This window comes from Saccharopolyspora sp. NPDC045941, assembly GCF_056431445.1.
Genome location: NZ_JBWKKU010000022.1, coordinates 31697 through 51812, shown reverse-complemented (window position 1 = coordinate 51812; position 20116 = coordinate 31697). Strand labels below are relative to the sequence as shown.

At 71.9% G+C, this 20116-nt stretch carries 18 protein-coding genes; 9 read left to right on the top strand and 9 right to left on the bottom strand.

Going from position 1 to position 20116, the window contains the following annotated elements; translation table 11 throughout:
* Positions 1 to 131: 131 nt before the first annotated feature.
* Both AC07FN_RS19470 and AC07FN_RS19465 read right to left on the bottom strand, forming a co-directional pair.
* A complete protein-coding gene (locus AC07FN_RS19470; RefSeq protein ID WP_478396875.1) occupies positions 132 to 1313 on the bottom strand; it encodes an LCP family protein in 1182 nt (393 codons plus the stop codon).
* Between the two features lie 119 nt (positions 1314 to 1432).
* Entirely contained in the window at positions 1433 to 3151 is a 1719-nt protein-coding gene (locus AC07FN_RS19465; protein ID WP_478396874.1) for an LCP family protein, read from the bottom strand.
* Between the two features lie 254 nt (positions 3152 to 3405).
* Between AC07FN_RS19465 and rfbB the strand changes: the two genes are divergently transcribed.
* Positions 3406 to 4395: a dTDP-glucose 4,6-dehydratase gene (gene rfbB / locus AC07FN_RS19460; protein WP_478396873.1), complete on the top strand. Its 990-nt coding sequence runs from the start codon at positions 3406 to 3408 to the stop codon at positions 4393 to 4395.
* Positions 4392 to 5309 (top strand): dTDP-4-dehydrorhamnose reductase, encoded by a 918-nt coding sequence (gene rfbD / locus AC07FN_RS19455; RefSeq protein WP_478396872.1) that lies wholly within the window; start codon positions 4392 to 4394, stop codon positions 5307 to 5309. The genes rfbB and rfbD overlap by 4 nt, the downstream gene beginning before the upstream one ends.
* Before the next feature lie 108 nt (positions 5310 to 5417).
* Here rfbD and AC07FN_RS19450 read toward each other — a convergent pair whose 3' ends face one another.
* The 3 genes from AC07FN_RS19450 to AC07FN_RS19440 form a co-directional block, all read right to left on the bottom strand.
* Positions 5418 to 6467: a glycosyltransferase family 4 protein gene (locus tag AC07FN_RS19450; protein ID WP_478396871.1), complete on the bottom strand. Its 1050-nt coding sequence runs from the start codon at positions 6465 to 6467 to the stop codon at positions 5418 to 5420.
* Positions 6457 to 8964: a glycosyltransferase gene (locus AC07FN_RS19445; RefSeq protein WP_478396870.1), complete on the bottom strand. Its 2508-nt coding sequence runs from the start codon at positions 8962 to 8964 to the stop codon at positions 6457 to 6459. The genes AC07FN_RS19450 and AC07FN_RS19445 overlap by 11 nt, the downstream gene beginning before the upstream one ends.
* A 289-nt stretch (positions 8965 to 9253) precedes the next feature.
* Positions 9254 to 10201 carry a glycosyltransferase family 2 protein gene (locus AC07FN_RS19440; RefSeq protein ID WP_478396869.1) on the bottom strand — a complete coding sequence of 316 codons (948 nt, stop codon included), beginning with the start codon at positions 10199 to 10201 and terminating at the stop codon, positions 9254 to 9256.
* 218 nt (positions 10202 to 10419) lie between these two features.
* Here AC07FN_RS19440 and AC07FN_RS19435 point away from each other — a divergent pair, with 218 nt between their 5' ends.
* The 3 genes from AC07FN_RS19435 to AC07FN_RS19425 all read left to right on the top strand — a co-directional run bounded on the left by AC07FN_RS19435 (position 10420) and on the right by AC07FN_RS19425 (position 13793).
* Complete coding sequence (locus AC07FN_RS19435) at positions 10420 to 11541, top strand: glycosyltransferase family 4 protein (protein ID WP_478396868.1); 1122 nt, start codon at positions 10420 to 10422, stop codon at positions 11539 to 11541.
* Positions 11542 to 11644: 103 nt separating this feature from the next.
* On the top strand, positions 11645 to 12775 hold the full coding sequence (locus AC07FN_RS19430) for a glycosyltransferase family 4 protein (protein WP_478396937.1): 1131 nt from the start codon (positions 11645 to 11647) through the stop codon (positions 12773 to 12775).
* A 157-nt stretch (positions 12776 to 12932) separates the two neighbouring features.
* Positions 12933 to 13793 carry a glycosyltransferase family 2 protein gene (locus AC07FN_RS19425; RefSeq protein ID WP_478396867.1) on the top strand — a complete coding sequence of 287 codons (861 nt, stop codon included), beginning with the start codon at positions 12933 to 12935 and terminating at the stop codon, positions 13791 to 13793.
* A gap of 50 nt (positions 13794 to 13843) precedes the next feature.
* On the opposite strand, the gene AC07FN_RS19420 is transcribed toward AC07FN_RS19425, so the two are convergent.
* Positions 13844 to 14191: a hypothetical protein gene (locus AC07FN_RS19420; protein ID WP_478396866.1), complete on the bottom strand. Its 348-nt coding sequence runs from the start codon at positions 14189 to 14191 to the stop codon at positions 13844 to 13846.
* Between the two features lie 171 nt (positions 14192 to 14362).
* On the opposite strand from AC07FN_RS19420, the gene manB reads away from it, so the two are divergent.
* The 4 genes from manB to AC07FN_RS19400 all read left to right on the top strand — a co-directional run bounded on the left by manB (position 14363) and on the right by AC07FN_RS19400 (position 17224).
* Positions 14363 to 15460: a mannose-1-phosphate guanylyltransferase gene (gene manB / locus AC07FN_RS19415; RefSeq protein ID WP_478396865.1), complete on the top strand. Its 1098-nt coding sequence runs from the start codon at positions 14363 to 14365 to the stop codon at positions 15458 to 15460.
* A gap of 22 nt (positions 15461 to 15482) precedes the next feature.
* Positions 15483 to 16394 carry a DNA-3-methyladenine glycosylase family protein gene (locus tag AC07FN_RS19410; protein WP_478396864.1) on the top strand — a complete coding sequence of 304 codons (912 nt, stop codon included), beginning with the start codon at positions 15483 to 15485 and terminating at the stop codon, positions 16392 to 16394.
* Positions 16395 to 16410: 16 nt separating this feature from the next.
* Entirely contained in the window at positions 16411 to 16596 is a 186-nt protein-coding gene (locus AC07FN_RS19405; RefSeq protein ID WP_478396863.1) for a hypothetical protein, read from the top strand.
* Positions 16597 to 16930: 334 nt separating this feature from the next.
* On the top strand, positions 16931 to 17224 hold the full coding sequence (locus tag AC07FN_RS19400; RefSeq protein ID WP_478396862.1) for a hypothetical protein: 294 nt from the start codon (positions 16931 to 16933) through the stop codon (positions 17222 to 17224).
* Here the strand turns inward: AC07FN_RS19400 and AC07FN_RS19395 are convergent, their stop codons facing one another.
* The 3 genes from AC07FN_RS19395 to cofD are packed head-to-tail and all read right to left on the bottom strand — an operon-like array spanning position 17225 to position 20090.
* Entirely contained in the window at positions 17225 to 17761 is a 537-nt protein-coding gene (locus tag AC07FN_RS19395; protein WP_478396861.1) for an NUDIX hydrolase, read from the bottom strand.
* Positions 17758 to 19101, bottom strand: a complete 1344-nt coding sequence (locus tag AC07FN_RS19390; protein ID WP_478396860.1) for a coenzyme F420-0:L-glutamate ligase — start codon at positions 19099 to 19101, stop codon at positions 17758 to 17760. Before AC07FN_RS19390 ends, AC07FN_RS19395 begins: the two co-directional genes overlap by 4 nt.
* Positions 19098 to 20090, bottom strand: coding sequence for a 2-phospho-L-lactate transferase (gene cofD, locus AC07FN_RS19385; protein WP_478396859.1), 993 nt, complete (start codon positions 20088 to 20090; stop codon positions 19098 to 19100). Before cofD ends, AC07FN_RS19390 begins: the two co-directional genes overlap by 4 nt.
* Between the last annotated feature and the right edge of the window lie 26 nt (positions 20091 to 20116).

The window sequence follows — 20116 nt, the reverse complement described above, 5'->3', positions numbered from 1 at the left end:
CTTCCCTTTCTCAAGCCAGCTATTCTCTGGTTAGGTTCCTGTTCTCTTCGCCGCGATTTGGCGGGGTTTTGTTGGTCGCGCCGGCTTCACCCCAACTCCCCACTACGCACCGCGTTCGAAGCGGCCCGAGGTCAGTTGACGCAGGGGATCCCGCCGTCGGAGGTGATCGGCTGCTGGGCGTGCGCGGTGCCGTCCAGGCGCAGTCGCGCCGCCGGGGCCAGGCGCGGCGGGTCCGGGTTGGTCAGCCTCTCGAAGAAGCCCTGCGCAGCCGCCGGATCCACGTCGATGATGTACTGCCCGCGGTCGTCGCGGGCGCCCGAGTCGGACACCGGCAGCGTCACGAACGTGACCCGCCCGGCGGCCAGTTCCTGCATCTGCTGCACGAAACCCAGCGGATCCCAGCCCTCGTCGAGCACCACCGCGCGGCGGGTCGCCTGCACCAGGTCGTTGATCATCCCCGGGTCGGTGAGGGTGCCGGTGGACAGCACCTTGTTCGCCAGCCCGGCCATGAACACCTGCTGGCGCACGATCCGGTCCAGGTCGCCGCGCGGCAGGCCGTGCCGCTGCCGGACGAACGCCAGCGCGTCGCCGCCGCTGATGGTGTGCCGCCCGGCGGCGAAATCGGCGCCGGAGTCCTTGTCGCTGGTGGCCTGCTGCAGGCAGACGTCGACGCCGCCGACGGCCTCGGTGAGCTCGAAGAACCCGACCAGGTTGAGCTCCGCGTAGTGGTCGATGCGGACCCCGGTGAGGCCCTGCACGGTCTGCACGAGCGCGCGCTGCCCGGCGAGCCGCGCGGCGTGCTCGATCTCCGACTCCGGCATGCCGCCGCCCCGCAGCCTCTCCGCGGCGGCGCTCTTGGTCAGCCCGTAGACGGCGTTGATCTTCTCCGGCCGGCCGCCCGGCACGTCGGTGTAGGTGTCGCGCGGGATGGAAACCGCGGTCGGCTGCGCGGTGTTGTGCGGGATCCGGATCACCACGAGGCTGTCGGTGTTCAGGCCGCCGACGGCCTCGGTGCGCAGCTGCTTCAGCACGTTTTGCGGGAGCGGATTGCCCTGCGCGTCGGTGCGGCTGTCGCTACCGACCAGCAGCACGTCCGTCGCGCCGTCGTCGGCGGGCGGCCCCGGCGGCGCGTCCGCGAGCACCTTGGCGGAGCTGACGTCGCTGAGCCGGTCCACCACGATCCAGCCGATGGCGGTGAGGGCGAGCACGACGGCCGAGACCAGCGCGAGGAGGCTGCGGCCGGCGATGCGGATCCCGGCCCGCTGCGGGCCGACCGACTCCGCCACCTCCGGTTCCCGTTCCGGTTCGCCCACGTCGTTCCCCCAACCGTTGCGTGCCGACGACCAAGGTTAACCGCCAGGGGAACCCGTGAGCGGCAGCCCGGCGAAAACCTCGGAGGTGAGACGCGCTCACCCCGCCGGCGTGACGCCGGTCATCGAATGCAGGGCACGCCGTCCGCGGTGATCGCGGGCGCGTCGTCGGTCGCCGGCTGGGCCAGGAGCGGACCGGCTTGGCTCAGCCTGTCGAGCTGGACGGTCTGGGCAGGAGCGAAGTTCTGCGTGCCCGGGCCCTTGTAGTCCTTGCCCAGGTAGACCTCGACGCTGCCGGCCTCGACGCTGGAGCGCACCTCCGTCGGCACGCCGCCGAGGGAATCCGACACCTGCTTCGCGGCGGCCTCCTCGCCGGTCGCGTAGTAGATGACCGAGCGGTCCATGGTGTCGGCGTTGGAGCTGCCGCCGGCCTTGAAGCCCTGCCCGGAGATCTCTTCGAGCACCCGCGCGGCCAACCCGCTGACCCCGGAGGCGTTGTAGACGCTGACCGAGGTCGCGGCCCGGGACTGCATCGCGACCTGCTTCTGCTGCCGTTCGGTCGGCGACAGCAGCAGATCCGCGGCGAACTGCCGGACCTCCGGGATCTTGATCGTGACGTCCTCCGAGCCGGACGAGCCGACGAGGTGCACCGGGGCGGTGAAGAACTGCACGTTCCCGCCCGCGATGCCCTGCATCTGCTGGGCGAAGCCGAGCACGTCGTTGGCCAGCGCGGGGTCGAGGATGACCGACTTCTGGATGGCGTTGACCAGTTCGGTCAGCTTCGCCGGGTTGGTCAGCGTGCCGGTGGACATGACCTTGTGGGCGAGCGCGGACACGAAGACCTGCTGGCGCCTGCCGCGGTCGAGCTCGTTGATCAGGCCCTTCCGCTGGCGGACGAAGGCCAGCGCGTCGGCGCCCTGGATCGTCTGCCTGCCCGCGTGGAAGTCCGCGCCGGAGTCCTTGTCCTTGGTGTCCTCGAGCAGGCAGACCTCGACGCCGCCGATGGCGTTGGTGACGTCGTAGAAGCCGAGCAGGTTGACCTCGGCGTAGTGGTCGATGCTGACGCCGGTGACGTCCTCGATGGTCTTCAGCAGCAGCTGCTTGCCGGCCAGCCGGGACTTCTCCTCCAGCTCCTTCGGGTCGGTGACGCCTTCCTTCTTCAGCTTCGCCATCTCGGCGTGCTTGCCGCGGTTCATCGTCTCGGTGAGCTTGGTCTTGCCCTCCCCGAGACCGACGTCGACGAGGGTGTCGCGGGGGAAGGAGATCGCGCTGGCGCTCTGCCCGCCGTTGGGGATGCGGACCAGGATCATCGCGTCGGTGAGGTCACCGCCGTCGTAGCTGGTGCGCAACTCGCGAAGCACGTTGTCGGGCAGCGGATTGCCGAAGGCGTCGTTGCGGCTGTCGTTGCCGATCAGCAGGATGTCGGTGGCGCCGTCCGGGGCGCTCAAGCCCTTGCCGATGACATCGGCGGTGGAGGTGCCGCCGGCCCCGGGCCGGAACATGGCCCAGCCGAACCCGGTGGTGCTCAGCACCAGCACGGACAGCAGCGCGAACAGAACCCGGCCGAAGTTCCGGGCGCCCCGGTGATTGCGCCGCCGCTGCCAGACGTCGCCTTCCGGGGGGACCTCCTCGTTACCCGAACGGGGGGACGAGCGGCGTCGGGCGTCACTCTGCGCTGGCCTGCGGCCGGGGCCGCCGGGCGGCGGGGCAGCGCCACCGCGCCGCCCGCCCGGCGGGGTGCCGCCGGACGCCGGCCGGCCCTGTCCGCCGGGGCCGCGGGGCGGCACGGATCTACCGGGCTGGCCCTGCGGGCCACCTGGCCACCTCGGCCGGTCCTCCACGCCGAATCCTCCTTGGCCTGTCGGCGAGCGTTACATGTTGGCGAAGTGATTTTGCTCGTGTTCCGATTGCAGGCTAGCGGTGAACCTGGGGCGGGTGGGCAGGTCCCAGTAACAGGGGTGACATCCCTCATAAGGGTTAGACACCTTTGTGACGCTGAGTAGCGCAGGAACCTGCGTCGTAGCGCGCCGTGTCATGCCAGACTGCGGACGCGGGCCCGCTGCGGGCCGCGGTAAACCCGGCGAGGAAGGGCGCAATGCGGATTCTGGTCACCGGTGGGGCCGGCTTCATCGGCTCGCACTACGTTCGGCAGCTCCTCAGCGGCGCGTATCCCGCGTTCTCCGATGCCGATGTGCTCGTGCTCGACAAACTCACCTACGCGGGCAACGAGGCGAACCTGGCGCCGGTCGCGGACAACCCGCGGCTGAAGTTCGTCCGCGGCGACATCTGCGATCGCGAGCTGGTCGGCGGCCTGATCACCGACGTGGACGTGGTCGTGCACTTCGCCGCCGAAACCCACGTGGACCGGTCGATCACCGGCTCGGACGCCTTCGTGCTCACCAACGTCGTCGGCACGAACGTGCTGCTGCAGGCCGCGCTCGACGCCGGGGTCGGCAAGTTCGTGCACGTGTCCACCGACGAGGTCTACGGCTCCATCGACGAAGGCTCCTGGCCCGAGGACCACGCGCTGGAGCCGAATTCGCCGTACTCGGCGGCGAAGGCGGGCTCGGACCTGCTGGCCCGCGCCTACCACCGCACGCACGGCCTGCCGGTGTGCATCACCCGCTGCTCCAACAACTACGGGCCCTTCCAGTTCCCGGAGAAGGTGCTGCCGCTGTTCATCACGAACCTGATGGACGGCGCCCGGGTGCCGCTCTACGGCGACGGGCTCAACGTGCGCGACTGGCTGCACGTCGGCGACCACTGCCGGGGAATCCAGCTGGTGGCCGAATCCGGTCGGCCGGGCGAGATCTACAACATCGGCGGCGGCACCGAGCTGACCAACAAGGAACTGACCGAGCGGCTGCTGGCCGAACTCGGCGTGGACTGGTCGATGGTGCGGCCGGTGGTGGACCGCAAGGGCCACGACCGCCGTTACTCGGTGGACCACGGCAAGATCGTCCAGGAACTGGGGTACCGGCCGCAGGTCGACTTCGAGACCGGGCTGCGCGAGACGGTCCGCTGGTACCAGGAGAACCGCGACTGGTGGGAGCCGCTGAAGGCCCGCGCGGAGGCGGCGAAGTGAGCCGCCTCGCCGTGCTGGTCCCGGGCGGCCGCGGCCAGCTCGGCTCGGAGCTGGCCCGCATCCTCGCCGCGCGGTCCGGCGCGCTGGTGCACGCGCCCGGCTCCAAGGAGCTGGACATCACCGACGCCGAGGAGATCGCCGACGCGGTGGGTTCGTTCGCGGAGGCGGCGAAGGACGCCGAACTGGAACCGGTGGTGATCAACGCCGCGGCCTACACGGGAGTGGACGCGGCCGAGTCCGACCCGGATCGCGCGGCCCGGATCAACGCCGAAGGCGCCGCCGACCTGGCGAAGGCCTGCCGGACCAGCGGCCTGCCGCTGCTGCACGTGTCGACGGATTACGTGTTCCCGGGCGACGGGACCCGGCCGTACGAGCCGGCGGACCCGACCGGGCCGCGCTCGGTGTACGGGCGCACGAAGCTCGAAGGCGAGCAGGCGGTGCTGGAATCCGGCGCGCGGGCCTGGGTGGTGCGCACGGCGTGGGTGTACGGCGCGCGCGGCGGGAACTTCGTGAAGACGATGATCCGCCTGTCCGGCGAGCGGGACTCGCTGTCCGTTGTGGACGATCAGATCGGCTCGCCGACCTGGGCGGCGGACCTGGCGAACGGCCTGCTGGAACTGGCCGGGCAGGTCGCCGAGCGCCGGGATCCGAAGCAGAAGGTGTTGCACTGCACCAATTCCGGCCAGGCGAGCTGGTTCGAGTTCGCCCGGGCGATCTTCGCGGAACTGGGCGCGGACGAGAACCGGGTGAACCCGTGCACGACGGCGGACTTCCCGCTCCCGGCGCCGCGGCCGGCCTACTCGGTCCTGTCCGATGCGGCCTGGCGCGAAGCGGGCCTGACCCCGATGCGCCCCTGGCGAGAAGCCCTGGCGGCGGCCTTCGAAGCGGACGGCGAAGCCCTCAGGGGAAGGTGACGTCACCTGAGCCGGTGAAGTTGACCTTGAAAAGCCGTTCCAGCCCCATAACGGCTGGTGCGAGGCCGGAACGACGTCAGCCTGGCCTGGCGCATGTCCGAGGTGTGTTCAGGTCGTTGCGCGTTGGTATGCCGTGATCGTGGTTTCCGCGCAGGCCCGCCAGGTGAAGGTTTTGGCTCGGGCGCGGGCGGTTTCCGCGCTCGGCGGGTTGGTCAGGGCTCGGTGCAGGGCTTCGCCGAGGGCCGCCGGGTCGCCGTGAGGTGCGAGGATCGCTTGGCCCGCCGTGACTTCGCGGAGGGCCGGGATGTCCGAGCACACCACCGGCGTTCCGCAGGCCATGGCTTCCAGCGCCGGTAGGCCGAATCCCTCGTCGCGCGAAGGCAATACGAGCGCGGCGGCGCCGGCGACCAGGCGGCGGAGGCGCTCGTCGGGGAGGTAACCGGTACGGATCACGCCGCCCCGGCTGCCCGGCTCTCCGGGGCCCGCGATGACCAGCGGGGGCAGGTCGGGGCCGTGGGCTTCGAGCAGCGTCGGCAGCCCCTTGCGGGGACCTTCGGCGCCGACGAACAGCAGGTACTCCGACGGAAGTCCATAGTGGACTTCCAGCTCGGAATCCATGGGCGCCGCGGAGAACCACTCGGGATCGACGCCGAGCGGAGTCACCAGGACCTTCTCCCGCGGCACGTCGAGCCGCGCGCTGACGGCGTCGGCCACCGCTGCCGTCGGCGTGCACACCACCCGCGCCCGCCGCGCGGAACTCCGCACGAGATCGGGCAAGTCGGGTTCGGCCAGCGACGGATCGTCCAGGAACGCCAGGTCGTGCACCGTCACCACGCCGCCCGCCCGGGCTGACGGCGGCAGCACGAAGTTCGTGCCGTGCACCACCTGCGCCGACCCGGCGAGCAGTTCGACGGGCGGGAAAGCGCCGCGCCGCCAGAGCTTCCGCAGCACCCGCGCCGGAATCGGGGGCCCGACCGCGCGCGTTCCGTCCGGTGCCAGCGAACGCAGTTCCCGCCAGCCCCGGGTGGTGAACCCGATCAGCCGAACGTCCACCAGGGCCGCGAGCTCGCCGACCAGGGACGTGGTGTAGCGCCCGATTCCGGTGCGCCGGCCGAGCAGCGGCGTGCCGTCCAGCAGGACGCGCAGGTCAGCGCCCACGGAACCGCTCGCCGGCGAGCCGCCGGAGCCGCCCGGTCGCCCGCTTCGCGACCTCTAGCGGGCCGCCCGCGTCGAGGTACTCGCGCAGCAGCGCGATGTCCCGGCGCGCCGTCTCGACGCGGTTCAGCTGCGGGCTGCGCACGAGCGGCGCGCTCGCCTTCAGCCGGTCGGCGGCCGGGCGCGGGTCGCGGCAGAACTCGGTCAGCGGCGCCAGCACGGATTCCCAGGTGAACCGCTCGCGGACCGGCGCGATGCGGCGGCGGCACTCGGCGGCGAACTCCTCGTCGTAGAGCACCTTCTCCAGCGCCGCGGCCAGCGCGTCCGGATCTTCGGCCGGGACCACGACGCCGATGCCCTCCTCGCGCACCAGGTCGGCGAACGAGTCACCGTCGGTGGTCACCACCGGCAGCCCGGACCACAGGTAGTCCAGCACGCGGGTGCGGAACGCGAACGTCGTCTCCACGTGCTCGAAGTGCGTGGTGACGCCGCAATCCGCGTCGAGCAGGTAGTTCTGCCGCTCGCCGTAGGGCACCCACGTCTCGTTGAAGAACACGAACTTGTCGGTCAGCCCGAGCCGGCGGGCCAGGCCGCGGGTCTGCCCGGCCATGCCCATCTCCGGCACGTCCGGGTTTGGGTGCTTCATGCCGAGGAAGAACAGCCGGACGTCGTTGTGCTGGTGGGAAAGCCGGTGCACCGCGTGCAGCAGCGTCAGCGGGTCGAACCAGCTGTAGACGCCGCCCGCCCACAGCACGACCTTGTCCTCGGCGGCGATGCCGGACCGGTTGCCCTTGATCGCCGGGCCGGTGCGGCGCGGCGCCACCGACGGCAGGCCGAACGGCACGACCGACAGCAGCGAGCGGACGGTGGGGTCGTTGTCGTACAGGCCCGGGGTCAACCGGCCCAGCGATGCGAGGTGGCCCAGCCAGAAGTGCCGCTGCCGTTCCGAGGCGCAGAGGAAGAAGTCGCCGCGCTGCAGCTGGGTGTTGAGCACCTTGGTGACCCCGGCCAGGTCCTTCGCGCGGCGCTCGTCGTCGGTGTCGCGGCCCTGCTCCAGCAGTTCCAGGTGCATCGGGTCGTAGACGTCGCAGACCACGATCTTGGTGGACTCGACGTTCTTGAGCGCCGGCACCATCTCCAGCACGTGGCCCTGCAGCACCACGACGTCCGCCCAGTCGACGTGGGCGCCGAGCTCGCGCGGTTTCGCCGCGACCACGGCGAAGCGGGACTCCGGCGGGCTGACCAGCGCGTTGACGCTGACCAGCCGCACCTCGTGCTCCGCGGAGAGCACCTCGGCCATGTGCCACGCGCGGATCGCCGGGCCGGCCATCCGCTCGGTGACCGCGTCGCCGGTGATCACCACGACCTTCCGGGGGCGGCCGAAGAGCTCGTCCAGGCCGAACGCCTCGACCAGCGCGTCGTGCGCGGCGAGGTAGCGCGGCAGCGGGTAGGCGGGCTCCATCGCCTTGCGCATCAACGGCACCAGGTCGGCGTCGGTGCGCACCCGCGCCCGCTGCTCCTCCTCGCGGGACTCCTTCAGCGACGGCAGCAGCTCGACGAACTGGTCGATCGCCAGCATCCCGGCCAGCGCGGACCGGTCGATCGGGACCGGGCTGTCGTCCTCGCTGTCGCCGCGCCGGGTGATCTCCAGCTGGGTCGGGTCGATCTCGCCGCGCGCGGTGGCCCGACGCACGGCCAGCGCCATCGCGGCGGGCAGCGCCTTGGCCAGCGTCTCGTCGGAGACGTTCTTGTACAGCGCGGCGAGCGCGTTGCGCTCCAGCAGGTAGTGCTCGCGGGCCGAGGAGACCTCGGCCATCGAGGCGTGGTGGCGGTGGAACGTCAGCGAACCCGGTTCGTAGCGGACCCGCCAGCCGCGCAGGTTCAGCCGCCAGCCGAGGTCGACGTCCTCGTAGAACATGAAGAAGCGCTCGTCGAAGCCGTCGAGCGCGGCGAACAGCTCGGCCCGCACGAACAGCGCCGAACCGGTGCCGAACAGCACGTCCCTGGCCGCGTCGTGCGAGCCGTCGTCGACCTCGCCCGCGTGGCGCTTGTAGCCCATCCCGAACCAGGTCAGCCCGCCGTCGACGAAGTCGATGTGGCGGCCCTCCCAGTCCAGGACCTTGCTGGCGACCGCGCCCACCGTCGGCTCCGACCGCAGCACCGCGACGGCCGCGCGCACCCAGGCGCGATCCGGTTTGGCGTCGTTGTTGAGGAAGGCCAGCACCTGGCCGGTGGCGCTGCGGGCGGCGAGGTTGCACCCGCCGGCGAAACCGAGGTTGGTGTCCGACTCGATCAGCCGCACCTCCGGAGCGGCGGCGCGGATCCGCTCGGCGCTGCCGTCGCCGGAGGCGTTGTCGACGCAGAGCACCTCCAGCCGGTCGGCCGGGTAGTCGAGCTCGTCGCGGAGCGCGCGCAGGCAGGTGATGGTGTCGTCCGCGCCGCGGTAGTTGACCACGATCACCGACACGACGGGCAGGGTGCTGTCGGACAATTCAGCCACGCCCTAAAGCGTGCACCATGCCCCGGCGCAGCCTGCGGGGTGTTCGCGAAAACGCGGCCATCCCGACACCTGGCCGCCCGGGGCGGAGCGAACCCGGCCCGCGAGGTGAACGGACCGTTCGCCTCGCACGCAGCGCTCGCAGAACGGTTCGGATCGCAGCTGTGGTGGGACCAGGACACGCCGGGGCGTGTCGGCGCGGGTCTGTGTGTTGGGCGGAGTGAACGGCCTGTTGACTCCGCCTAGCGGGGTGAACGGGCCGTTCGCTCGTCGGCGGGCGACGGTGCCGGTTTCAGGCTCCTGCCCAGGTGTTCCAGACCTCGCGCCGCGGAACCCGCGCCGTACGGCCGATCTGTCGCCGGGCGCGGAGCGCCGCCAGTAGACCGGCCGCGACCTCGGCCAGCACGCGGAGCCGCAAGGCGACGTGGAAGTTCGCCGCGTCGGGAACGGAACGAGCTCCGGTCGCCCGGCGCAACGGCAGGGCGAGGGTGATCGCCGCGAAGCGGGCGAGTTCCCGTGCCGCGACCGGAGCGGGAGCGCAGCGAAGCAGGGTGAGCAGGCGATTCCGCTCGTTCCAGCGGTGGAACAGCGCCGAACCCGGCAGCGTCGTCGCACCGTGCAGGTGCGAGGCGGTGGCATCGGCGGCCGGGACGATCCGGTGCCCCGCGAGGCGCAGCCGCCACGCAGTGTCGGTGTCCTCGTAATAGCAGAAGAAGTGAGCCGGAACACCGCCGGCGGAACGGAGGTGCGCGGTGCGCAGCAGCGCCGCCCCGCCGCAGAAGCCGAACACGCCGCCGGAGGCATCAGGCGCGTCAGCGCCGTGGCCGTCGGCCGTGAGGCGCACGCCGGCGGACTGCACCCGGCCGTCCGGCGTGCGGAGCACGGAGGACGCTGCGGCGGCGGAGCCGTCCGCGTCGAGCGCGGCTTCGAGCGCCGCGAGCCAGCCGGAGGCTGGCGCAGCGTCGTCGTTGAGCCACGCGACGTAAGGAGTGTGGATTCGGTCGAGCGCAGCGGCGATCCCGCCGGCGTAGCCGGTGTTGCGGCGTAGCCGCAGCACCTCCGGCGCCGACGGGTGGGCGGCGATCAGGCTGGCCGTGCCGTCGTCGGAGGCGTTGTCGACCACGAGTGTCCGATGTGGACGATCTTGGGTCGCCAGCGCGTCCAGGCACGCCTCGATGTGGTCCCGCCCCCGCCAGGTCACCACGACAACGGTGCTGCGCACCCGTTCCGACGCCGTCACGCCCGAAGACGTTACGCACCAGCGATCCGGTGCCCGCCGCTGGTGGCGCAATTTCGCGATGGCCGAGTTCTCGCGAAACCGTCGGACGCTCACGGAGTGGTGTGCGGAAGCTACGGAACGTCGCGGGTCTCATCCCCCCGGACCGGTGCGACTCCTCGCGAGTTGCGCCCCGCCCGCGATGGGACTCCGGCGCCGCGGCGGCGTGGGAAGCTGGGCGGGTGCCCGAGCTAGTCACGATCGCCGAGCAGCTGCTCGCGCCGGTTCCCGGCGGAACCGGCCGCTACACGCGGGAACTGCTGCGCGCGATGGCCGGAACCGCGCCGAGCGGGTGGGAGCTGAGCAGCGTGATCAGCCGCGGCGGTGATCCTGAGGCCGCATGGGTTCCCGGCGTGCTCGGGCCTCGGGTGCTGCCGCTGCCGCGGCGCGCGCTGATCGCGGCCTGGGAACGCGGCGTTCCGTTCTGGCCGGGCGGTGACTCGGTGCACGCCATGACGCCGCTCGCGCCGCCCGCGAAGCGCGGGCGGGGCCTGGTGGTGACGGTGCACGACACGGTTCCGTGGACGCATCCGGAAACCCTGACGCCGCGCGGTGTTTCCTGGCACCGGCGGGCGATCGCCCGGGCCGCGCGGCACGCCGACGCGCTGGTAGTGCCGACCGCCGTCGTGGCGGCGGACCTCGCGAAGCGCGTCCCGGTCAACGCGAGGCTGGAGGTTATCGGCGAAGGCGTCACGCCGTCGTTGCTGGCCGAACCCGACCCGGCCATCGCCGTCCGGCTGGTGCTGCCCGAGCGGTACGTACTGGCGATAGGCACAATCGAGCCGCGCAAGGGCTACGAACACCTGGTGCGGGCGATGGCCGAGCCCGCGGCGCCGGATGTGCCGCTGCTGATCGTCGGCCGCCGTGGCTGGGGCGATGTCGACGTGCTGCGGATCGCCGCCGACTGCGGCGCGGAAGGCGTGCGGGTTTTGGAGTCGGTGTCCGACGCCGAACTCGCGGCGCTGCTGCGGAACGCGACGGCGCTGGCCGCGCCGAGCCTCGCGGAAGGCTTCGGCCTCCCGCTCGTCGAAGCGATGGCGCTCGGCGTGCCGATCGTGCACTCCGACGCACCTGCGCTCGTGGAGGTCGCGGGCGGGGCGGGCGTGACGGTGCCGCGGGCCGACCCGGCTTCGCTCGCCGCCGCCCTGCGCGCGGTCGTCGACGACCCCGGGCGGCGGGCCGGGCTGATCGCCGCGGGTTCTCGACGGGTCGCGGATTTCACCTGGTCACGAGCGGCGCGGCAGGTCTGGCGGCAGCACCTCGACATCGTCACCCGATCCGGGGGTCCCGGCGGCGCCGACTAGGACCTTCACCGGGCAAAGCAGGACAGAACACATTTTCGCCGACTCGACGCAGGTTCACCCATCCGCACCGTAATCTGCTCTGGTGCACAGAGGCGAGCCGCACATCCTCATCGACGCCACCGCAGTACCAGCGGATCGAGGCGGCGTCGGCCGATACGTCGACTCCCTGCTGGCTGCCCTGGACGCGGACGGTGCCCGGCTCACGGTCGCCTGCCAGCCCCGCGACGCGGAGCTGTACGCGGCCATCGCCCCGCGCACCGACGTGGTGCCCGCCACCGAGGCCGTCGCCACCCGCACGGCCCGCCTGACCTGGGAGCAGACGACCCTGCCGCTGCTGGTGCGCCGGCTCGGGGTCGACGTGCTGCACTCGCCGCACTACACGACCCCGCTGGCCAACCCGGCCGCATCGGTGGTCACGCTGCACGATGCGACGTTCTTCACCAACCCCGCGGTGCACTCGCCGGTCAAGGCCAGGTTCTTCCGCGCGTGGACGCGCACCGCGCTGCGCCGCGCGACGCTGTGCATCGTGCCGAGCAAGGCGACCGCGGCCGAGCTGGCCCGATCCGTCGGCGCCGACCGCGCCCGGATGCCGGTCATGTACCACGGCGTCGACCCGGACCGGTTCCACCCGCCGACCCCGGAGGAGATCCAGGAGGTGCGCGACCGGCTGAGCCTGCACGACCAGCCCTACGTCGCCTTCCTCGGCGCGCTGGAGCCGCGCAAGAACGTGCCCGCGCTGATCCGCGGCTTCACGATCGCCTGCCAGGGCCGCACCGACTCGCCCGCGCTGGTGCTGGCCGGTCAGCCGGGCTGGGACACCCGCGTGGAACGGGCGCTGGAGGCCGTGCCGCACCGGATCCGGGTGATCCGGGCCGGCTACCTGCCGTTCGACCAGCTGGCCGGGTTCCTCGGCGGCGCGCACCTGGTCGCCTACCCGAGCATCGGCGAGGGCTTCGGCTTACCCGTGCTGGAGGCGATGGCCTGCGGCGCCGCGGTGCTCACCACGCGGCGGCTGAGCCTCCCGGAGGTCGGCGGCGACGCCGTCGCCTACTGTGGGGTGGGGGCGGGCGAGATCGCCAACGGCCTGACCGAACTGCTGGACGACCCGGCCCGCCGTGCCGCGCTCGCCGCGGCGGCCCATCGCCGGGCGAAGGAGTTCACCTGGGCGGCCTGCGCCACGCAGCACCGAGAGTCCTTCGCCAGGGCCCACCACATCCACACCAAGACCCGTTAGAACAGGCTGCTCAGGGCCGTGAGTGTTTTGTGCTCCTATCGCGACACAATGTGCTCACAGGGTCTGACCAGTGGAAACGGAGCCTCCGTCGGCGTGCTCGCGGGGAACTGCGGTCGGGTGGCCGTCCGGTCTGCGCCGTTCGGCAGAATGTATCGGTGTGACCGACGCTCGCACCTACGGCGATGAAGTCGCCGTTGTCACCGTGACCTACTCCCCGGGCGAGACCCTGGAGCAGTTCCTCGACACCTTGGCCAAGGCGACGGAGCGCTCGGTCCGGGTGATCCTCGCCGACAACACCTCGACCGACGGCGTGCCCGAACGGGCAGCCGCGGAGCGAGCGAACGTCGACTTCGTGCCGACCGGTGGCAACCTCGGCTACGGCGGCGCGGCCAACCGCGGCGTCGCCGAGCTCGGCGACGAATTCGGCTGGGTCGTGATCGCAAACCCGGACCTGGAATGGCAGCCGGGCTCGCTCGACGAACTGCTGGCCGCGGCGAAGCGCTGGCCGCGCGGCGGATCGTTCGGCCCGCTGATCAAGGAGCCCACCGGCGAGGTCTACCCGTCGGCGCGGCTGCTGCCGTCGATCGGCCGCGGCGCCGGGCACGCGGTGTTCGCCAAGATCTGGCCGAAGAACCCGTGGTCCCGCGCCTACCGCCAGTCCGAGACGACGATCACCGAGCGGCCCGCCGGTTGGCTGTCCGGCTCCTGCCTGCTGCTGCGCCGCGAGGCGTTTGACTCCATCGACGGCTTCGACCCGCGCTACTTCATGTACTTCGAAGACGTCGACCTCGGCGACCGGCTCGGGAAGAAGGGCTGGCTGAACGTCTACGTGCCGAGCGCGGAGATCATGCACATCGGCGGGCACTCCACGGCGGGCGCTTCCAAGCGGATGCTCGTCGAGCACCACCGCAGCGCCTACCGCTACCTCGCCGACCGCTACCCGGGGCCGGCCTGGGCGCCGCTGCGCCTCGCCCTGCGCGTGGCGCTGACCGCCCGCGCCCGCATCGCGGCCCGCTGACGACAGTGAGTCCCGCACTTCAAGCGGCTGACGCCGCTTGTAGAACAGCCCTAGTACTGGTTGTAGTGCTGGCCGGCCTGCGAACCGAGCGGCCCGAACTCGTGCGGGGCGCGCTGCGCGTGGTACGGGTTCGGCGGCAGATTCTGCTGGCCCTGCTCGTAATCCTCGGTCGGCCAGCCGCCGTGCTGGGGCTCCTGCCGCTGCGGCTGCTGCCGGGGGGGACCGCCGGGCAGCACCTGCGTGATGTCCGCCGGTTCGGCCTGGCTGACGACCTCGCGCGGGATGCGCACGGTGCTCGCGGCATCCATCGGCGAGGTGGCATTGTCGGGGGTGACGACGAACGCGCCGCGTGCCCGCGCGCGAGCAAGTGCTTCGTCGGCTCGGAGGCGCGGGTCCATGGGGATGCCCTCTCAGTCGTTCGCAGTCGGTGGTCCGCGTTGGCGGGCGTCGGACTGGGCGCGGCCGCTGCGGGCGAGCCCAGTGCTCATTATGCCGTTGCCCCTGCCAGAGTATTCCCCCCAATGGGTTTTCGTCACTGAAGTGCATCAGGTAGAGGAGGATCAACGCCGATGTCCGCGGATGCGCAGGACCCGGCCGCGTCGCCGACGGCGGAAGCGGTCGTGCTGGTAGGTGGTCGGGGCGTGCGGCTGCGGCCGCTGACCCTGTCGGCGCCCAAGCCGATGCTGCCGACCGCCGGAGTCCCGTTCCTGAGCCACCTGCTGTCCCGGATCCGGGCTGCCGGCATCGAGCACGTGGTGCTCGGCACGTCCTACAAGGCGGAGGTGTTCGCCGAGCACTTCGGCGACGGATCCGAACTCGGCCTGCGACTGGAATACGTCGTCGAGCCGGAGCCGCTGGACACCGCGGGCGCGATCCGCAACGTCGCGGACCGGCTCAGCGCCGACGACGTGCTGGTGTTCAACGGGGACATCCTCTCCGGCGTGGATCTCACGGGCCTGTTGGAAACGCACCGCAGCGCCGCGGCGGATGTGACGCTGCACCTGGTCAAGGTCGCCGATCCGCGCCGCTTCGGCTGCGTGCCCACCGACGTGGACGGGCGGGTCACGGCGTTCCTGGAGAAGACCGAGAACCCGCCGGTCGACCAGATCAACGCGGGTTGCTACGTGTTCCGCCGCGAGGTGATCGACACGATCCCGGCTGGTCGGCCGGTGTCGGTGGAGCGCGAGACGTTCCCGGAACTGCTCGCGTCCGGCGCGCGCGTGCAGGGCCACGTCGACACCTCGTACTGGCTGGACATGGGAACCCCGGAGGCGTTCGTCCGGGCTTCCGCGGACCTGGTCCTCGGCGTGGCCCCGTCGAACGCGCTGCCCGGCGAGCGCGGTGAAGCGCTGGTGCTGGACGGCGCGGAGGTCGCCGCCGACGCGGAAGTCTGCGGGGGCAGCGCGATCGGCGCGGGCAGCACCGTGGAATCCGGTGCGCGCGTTGCGGAATCGGTGCTCTTCGAAGGCGTGCGCATCGAGCCGAACGCGGTGGTCGAGCGGTGCGTGATCGGCAACGACGCGACGATCGGCGCGGGTGCCGTGCTGCGCGACGCGATCATCGGTGACGGCGCGCGGATCGGCGCCGACTGCGAGCTGCTGGGCGGGGCGCGGGTCTGGCCCGGCGTCGAGCTGCCGGCCGGCGGCGTCCGCTTCTCCGCGGACTGAGCCGGCGTACGGTCGGGGGACCATGAGCGATGCCCTGACCCGGACCTGGCACCCGTCGCATCCGCTGGACCTGCCGCGGGTGCTGGCCCCGTTGCGCCGGGGGAACGGCGATCCGACCACGCGCGTGGACACGTCGGGCGAGGTGTGGTGGGCCACCACGACCCAGGTCGGCCCGACGACGCTGCGGTTGCAGAAGGATCACGCCGGAACCGTGACCGCGACGGCGTGGGGGCAGGGCGCGAGCTTCGTGCTGGACAACGTGCCGGACCTGCTCGGCGCCTCCGACGACGACAGCGGTTTCGTCGCGGTGCACGACGTCGTGGAGCGCGGTCGGCGCGCATCGCGGGGCGTGCGGTTGTGCGCATCGGGCCGGGTCTGGGACGTCCTGGTCGCCGCGGTGCTGGAGCAGAAGGTCACCAACCGGGAGGCGTGGCGGTCCTGGCGGGAGCTCTGCCGGCGCTTCGGCAGCCGCGCCCCGGGGCCGGTCGACGGGCTCTGGGCGGCACCGGATCCGTTGCAGCTGCGCCAGATCCGGGACTGGGAGTGGCATCGGGTGGGCATCGACGGAGCCCGTCGCCGCACGCTGCTCGCCGCCGCATCGGTGGCCGGAAGGCTGGAACGGGCGGTCGAGCTGCGCGGCGTCGAGGGACGGGAACTGCTGCAGAAGGTGCCCGGCATCGGCCCGTGGACGGCGGCCGAGGTCGCGCAGCGCGCCTGGGGCGACCCGGACGCGGTCAGCGTCGGAGACTTCCACCTGCCGACGATCGTCGGCACGGCCCTGGTCGGCCGCCCCCTGGACGACGAGGGAATGCTCGAAGCCCTGGCCCCGTACGAGGGCCACCGCCACCGAGCGGTCCGCTACCTAGGCGCGGCGGGCGTCCAACGCCCCCGCTACGCCCCGAGAATGCCGGTCCGCAACTACCGCACCATGTGACGGCATCCTGATAACCATGAACTCTGATTGGGAAACGGGTTTCTCTGCCGGACCGGCCAACGGATCCGGCCGCCCGGATCGGCACCAAGGGCTCGCCGAGATGGATCCAGTGGGTGGCGGGTTGTTGACGATGGATCAGATCGTCCAGGCGGTCCGAGAAGCACGCGACGAACGGCCGATCGCCCTCGACCTCTTCGAGTGAAAGTCGATCACGAAGGCTTCACACAACGCATTGCAAAGCAATGCGTTGTGTTCTACTCTGTGCGTGCGTGAGATTTTGTGGACGGAGCGATCCGAGGAGCACATAGCTCGGCACTGCGTCGTGCCGGGTGAGGTAGAGGAGGTGGTGTACAGCCGGCCGCAGTGGGTAGTCCCTGACGCGGGTGGCGTGGAGTTGCTGTTCGGTCGCACCCTGGCCGGTCGCTATCTCTTAGTCGTGCTGTCCGACGGGATGGATGGACGTTGGTACGTGGTGACGGCACGCGAAATGACCCACAGAGAGCGCCGCACCTTCCGGCGTAAGAGAAGGTAGAGACATGGCGAAGTTGGATGAGCTCGCGCAGTACTACGACACCCACGACATGAGTGCCAAAATGGAATCCGGGCATTGGGAGGCCGAGCCTGCCCCGCCGGATCCGATGATCACCACCTCGCTGCGGTTGCCCAAGTCCTTGCTGGATCGGGTGCGTGCCCGGGCCGCCGAGGAGGACATGAAGGCCACGGCCTGGATTCGCGTGCTGATCGAGGCGGCGTTGTCCGATCCTGGACCGAACAACATCGAAGCGCGCGTGCGGCGGCTCGAAGCCGCAGTTTTCAAGGAATCCGCTTAGTCACCCGCGGGCGCGGGCGGCGGCCATCAGGGGGCCGATGTCGGAGCCTTCGGGGAGGGCGTTCAGCGGCCACCAGCGCAGGTCCAGGGACTCGTCGCTGCGGGCCGGCTCGGCTCCTTCCGGGGCTCGCACGATGAAGCGCACGTCGAAGTGGCGGGTCGGCTTGCCCAGCGAGCAGGTGATCGGGTGCACGTCCAGGTGCACCGGCTCCGGGTCCACGACCAGACCGTCCACACCGGACTCCTCGGTCGCCTCGCGCAGCGCGGCCCCCGCCAGCGACGTGTCCGCCGGCTCGCAGTGGCCGCCGAGCTGCAACCACATCCCCACCCGGGGGTGCAGCGTGAGCAGCACGTTCTCGCCCGCCGCGTCGAGCAGCACGGCCGACGCGGTCACGTGGCCCGGCTCGCAGGCCCGCAGGCAGGCGTCCGCGCGGGCGTCCAGCAAGGTCAGGAAGGCGTGGCGCAATGCGTCCTGCTGCGGATCGGCCGGTCGCCAATCGCCGAGGACGCGCAGCGCGTCCGAGTGCGGCCCGCTCACAGCTCCACCAATCCGCCGTCGAGCTCCCGCGGTTCCCGTGGCCCGCCGCCCGCTTCAGCGGGATGGCCGACCGCCACCGCGCCCAGCGGCTCCCACGAGTCGGGCAGGTCCAGTGCCGACCGGACGACCTCAGGGCAGAACATCGTCGAGGAGATCCAGCACGAGCCGAGCTCCTCGGCCGCCAACGCCACCAGCAGCCCCTGCACCGCGGCGCCGCCTGCGACGGTGAACATCTGCCGCTCCGCGTCGGCGCGCAGCTCGTCGGGGTAGTCGTGCGCGCCCTCGCGGACCAGGAACGGCAGCACCAGTTCCGGTGCGGCGTAGAGCAGGTCGCCGCGGCCGACCCGGCACTGCGCGGCCTCCTCGGAGAGCCCGTCGGCGCGCAGGTCGGTCAGCCAGGCGGAGCGCATCGCGTCCAGCAGCTTCGTCCGAAGTGGACGATCGCGCAGCCAGACGAACCGGACCGGCCGGGTGTGGTGCGGCGCGGGAGCGGTCAGCGCGGCGCCGACCGCGCGGCGCACCGCGTCGGCGTCGACCGGGCCGTCCGCGAACGCCCGCACCGAGCGGCGCATCAGCACCGCCTCGCGGCGGCCCTGCGCCAGCGCCTCGGCGGTGCCCATCCGGAACAGGTCTTCCTCGACGGGCCGCGTCAGGTCGCGGGCGGTCGACCCGTCGTCGGCGGTCGTCAGCCCGCGCACCACGGCGACCGGAACCGAGCCCAGCTTGCCCTTGACCAGGTCGGCCGCCCCGGCGATCTCGTCGGCCACCGCGACCTCGGTCACCGCCAGCTCGTTGCCCTGCGAATCGGTGGTGCCCGCGTAGCGGTGCAGCACCCGCAGGCCGGCGGAGCCGATCGCCACGTCGGTCTGGCCGACCCGCCAGGCGCGGCCCATCGTGTCGGTCACCACCACGGCGACCTGCACGCCGAGCCGCTCGGCGAGCCCGGCCCGCAGCTTGCGCGCGGAAGCGTCCGGGTCGTCCGGCAGCAGCGCGATCTGGTCCAGCGCCACGTTCGAGGCGTCGACGCCCGAGGCCGCCTGCACGATGCCCAGCTTGTTCTGGGTGATCATGAACCGCTCGCGGCGCGCCAGCACGTGGGTGGCCTCGGCCAGCACCAGCTCGCGGCGCAGCTTCTCGCGCAGCTCCGGGTCGCGCGGCGTGGTCACCATGCGGCCCTCGACCTTCGACACCACCTTGCTGGTGACGACCACGACATCGCCGTCGCTGAGCCAGGGCGCGGCCGCCGCGATCGACGCGGCCAGGTCGTCGCCCGGGCCGAACTCGGGCAGCCCGCCCACCGCGAACAGCTGCAACCCGCCTGCGGCCGCGTGATCCTTCATCGCCCCTCCCGGGCCAGGTCGAAGGCCGCCTGCGCCATCGCGGCGGTGGCGTCCACATCGGACATCAGCAGCGGCACGGCGCGAACCCGCACCCCGGGCACGTCGGCGCTGTCGCCGGTGTGCACCAACCAGCCGTCCAGGATGCCCTCGGCGTCCTGCCGCGAGCCGTAGTGCCGGCCGACCGCCTCGGCGGTGCTGTCCACCCCGATCGCGGTCAGGCAGGCGTCCGCCATGCCGCGCAGCGGCCGGCCGCCGACGATCGGCGACAGCCCCACCACGGGCGCGGACGTCTTCCGCAGCGCGGCGCGGAAGCCCGGCACCGCGAGCAGCGTCCCGATGCTGACCACCGGGTTCGACGGCGCCAGCAGCACCACGTCGGCCTGCTCGATCGCGTCCAGCACGGCCGGCGTCGGCTTCGCCTCGTCCGCGCCCACCGGCACGATCGCGTGCGCCTTCGGCTCCGCGCGGTACCGCACCCACCACTCCTGGAAGTGCACCGCCCGCTGGTCGCCGTGCTCCGGATCGTCGATCGCGACGTGCGTCTCGACCCGTTCGTCGGTGACCGGCAGCAGCCGCACGCCCGGGCGCCACCGGTCGCACAGCGCCTCGGTCACCGCCGACAGCGAGTAGCCCGCGCGCAGCATCCGGGACCGCACCAGGTGGGTGGCGATGTCGCGGTCGCCGAGCCCGAACCAGGTCGGTTCGGCGCCGTAGGCCGCCAGCTCCTCCTTGACCGACCAGGTCTCGTCGACCCGGCCCCACCCCTTCTCGGTGTCGATGCCGTCGCCGAGGGTGTACATGCAGGTATCGAGGTCGGGGCAGACCCGCAACCCGTGCATCCACACGTCGTCGCCCACGTTGACCACCGCGGTGATCTCGTGCTCGGACTGCTGCTGCGGTTCGCCGATCGCGGGCAGTCCCAACGCCGCTTTGACCCCGAGCAGGAAACGCGCGCCGCCGACTCCGCCGACCAGAACTACGACCTTCACGGCCCCGATCCTCGCACGCCCGGCCG

What these genes read in the sequence shown, in the direction of transcription:
- AC07FN_RS19410 (WP_478396864.1), top strand. Translation starts at nt 15,483, where the DNA reads ATGAGCGATGCCCTGACCCGGACCTGGCACCCGTCGCATCCGCTGGAC.
- AC07FN_RS19390 (WP_478396860.1), bottom strand. Translation starts at nt 19,101, where the DNA reads ATGAAGGATCACGCGGCCGCAGGCGGGTTGCAGCTGTTCGCGGTGGGC.
- AC07FN_RS19405 (WP_478396863.1), top strand. Translation starts at nt 16,411, where the DNA reads ATGAACTCTGATTGGGAAACGGGTTTCTCTGCCGGACCGGCCAACGGA.
- manB (WP_478396865.1), top strand. Translation starts at nt 14,363, where the DNA reads ATGTCCGCGGATGCGCAGGACCCGGCCGCGTCGCCGACGGCGGAAGCG.
- AC07FN_RS19400 (WP_478396862.1), top strand. Translation starts at nt 16,931, where the DNA reads ATGGCGAAGTTGGATGAGCTCGCGCAGTACTACGACACCCACGACATG.
- AC07FN_RS19420 (WP_478396866.1), bottom strand. Translation starts at nt 14,191, where the DNA reads ATGGACCCGCGCCTCCGAGCCGACGAAGCACTTGCTCGCGCGCGGGCA.
- rfbB (WP_478396873.1), top strand. Translation starts at nt 3,406, where the DNA reads ATGCGGATTCTGGTCACCGGTGGGGCCGGCTTCATCGGCTCGCACTAC.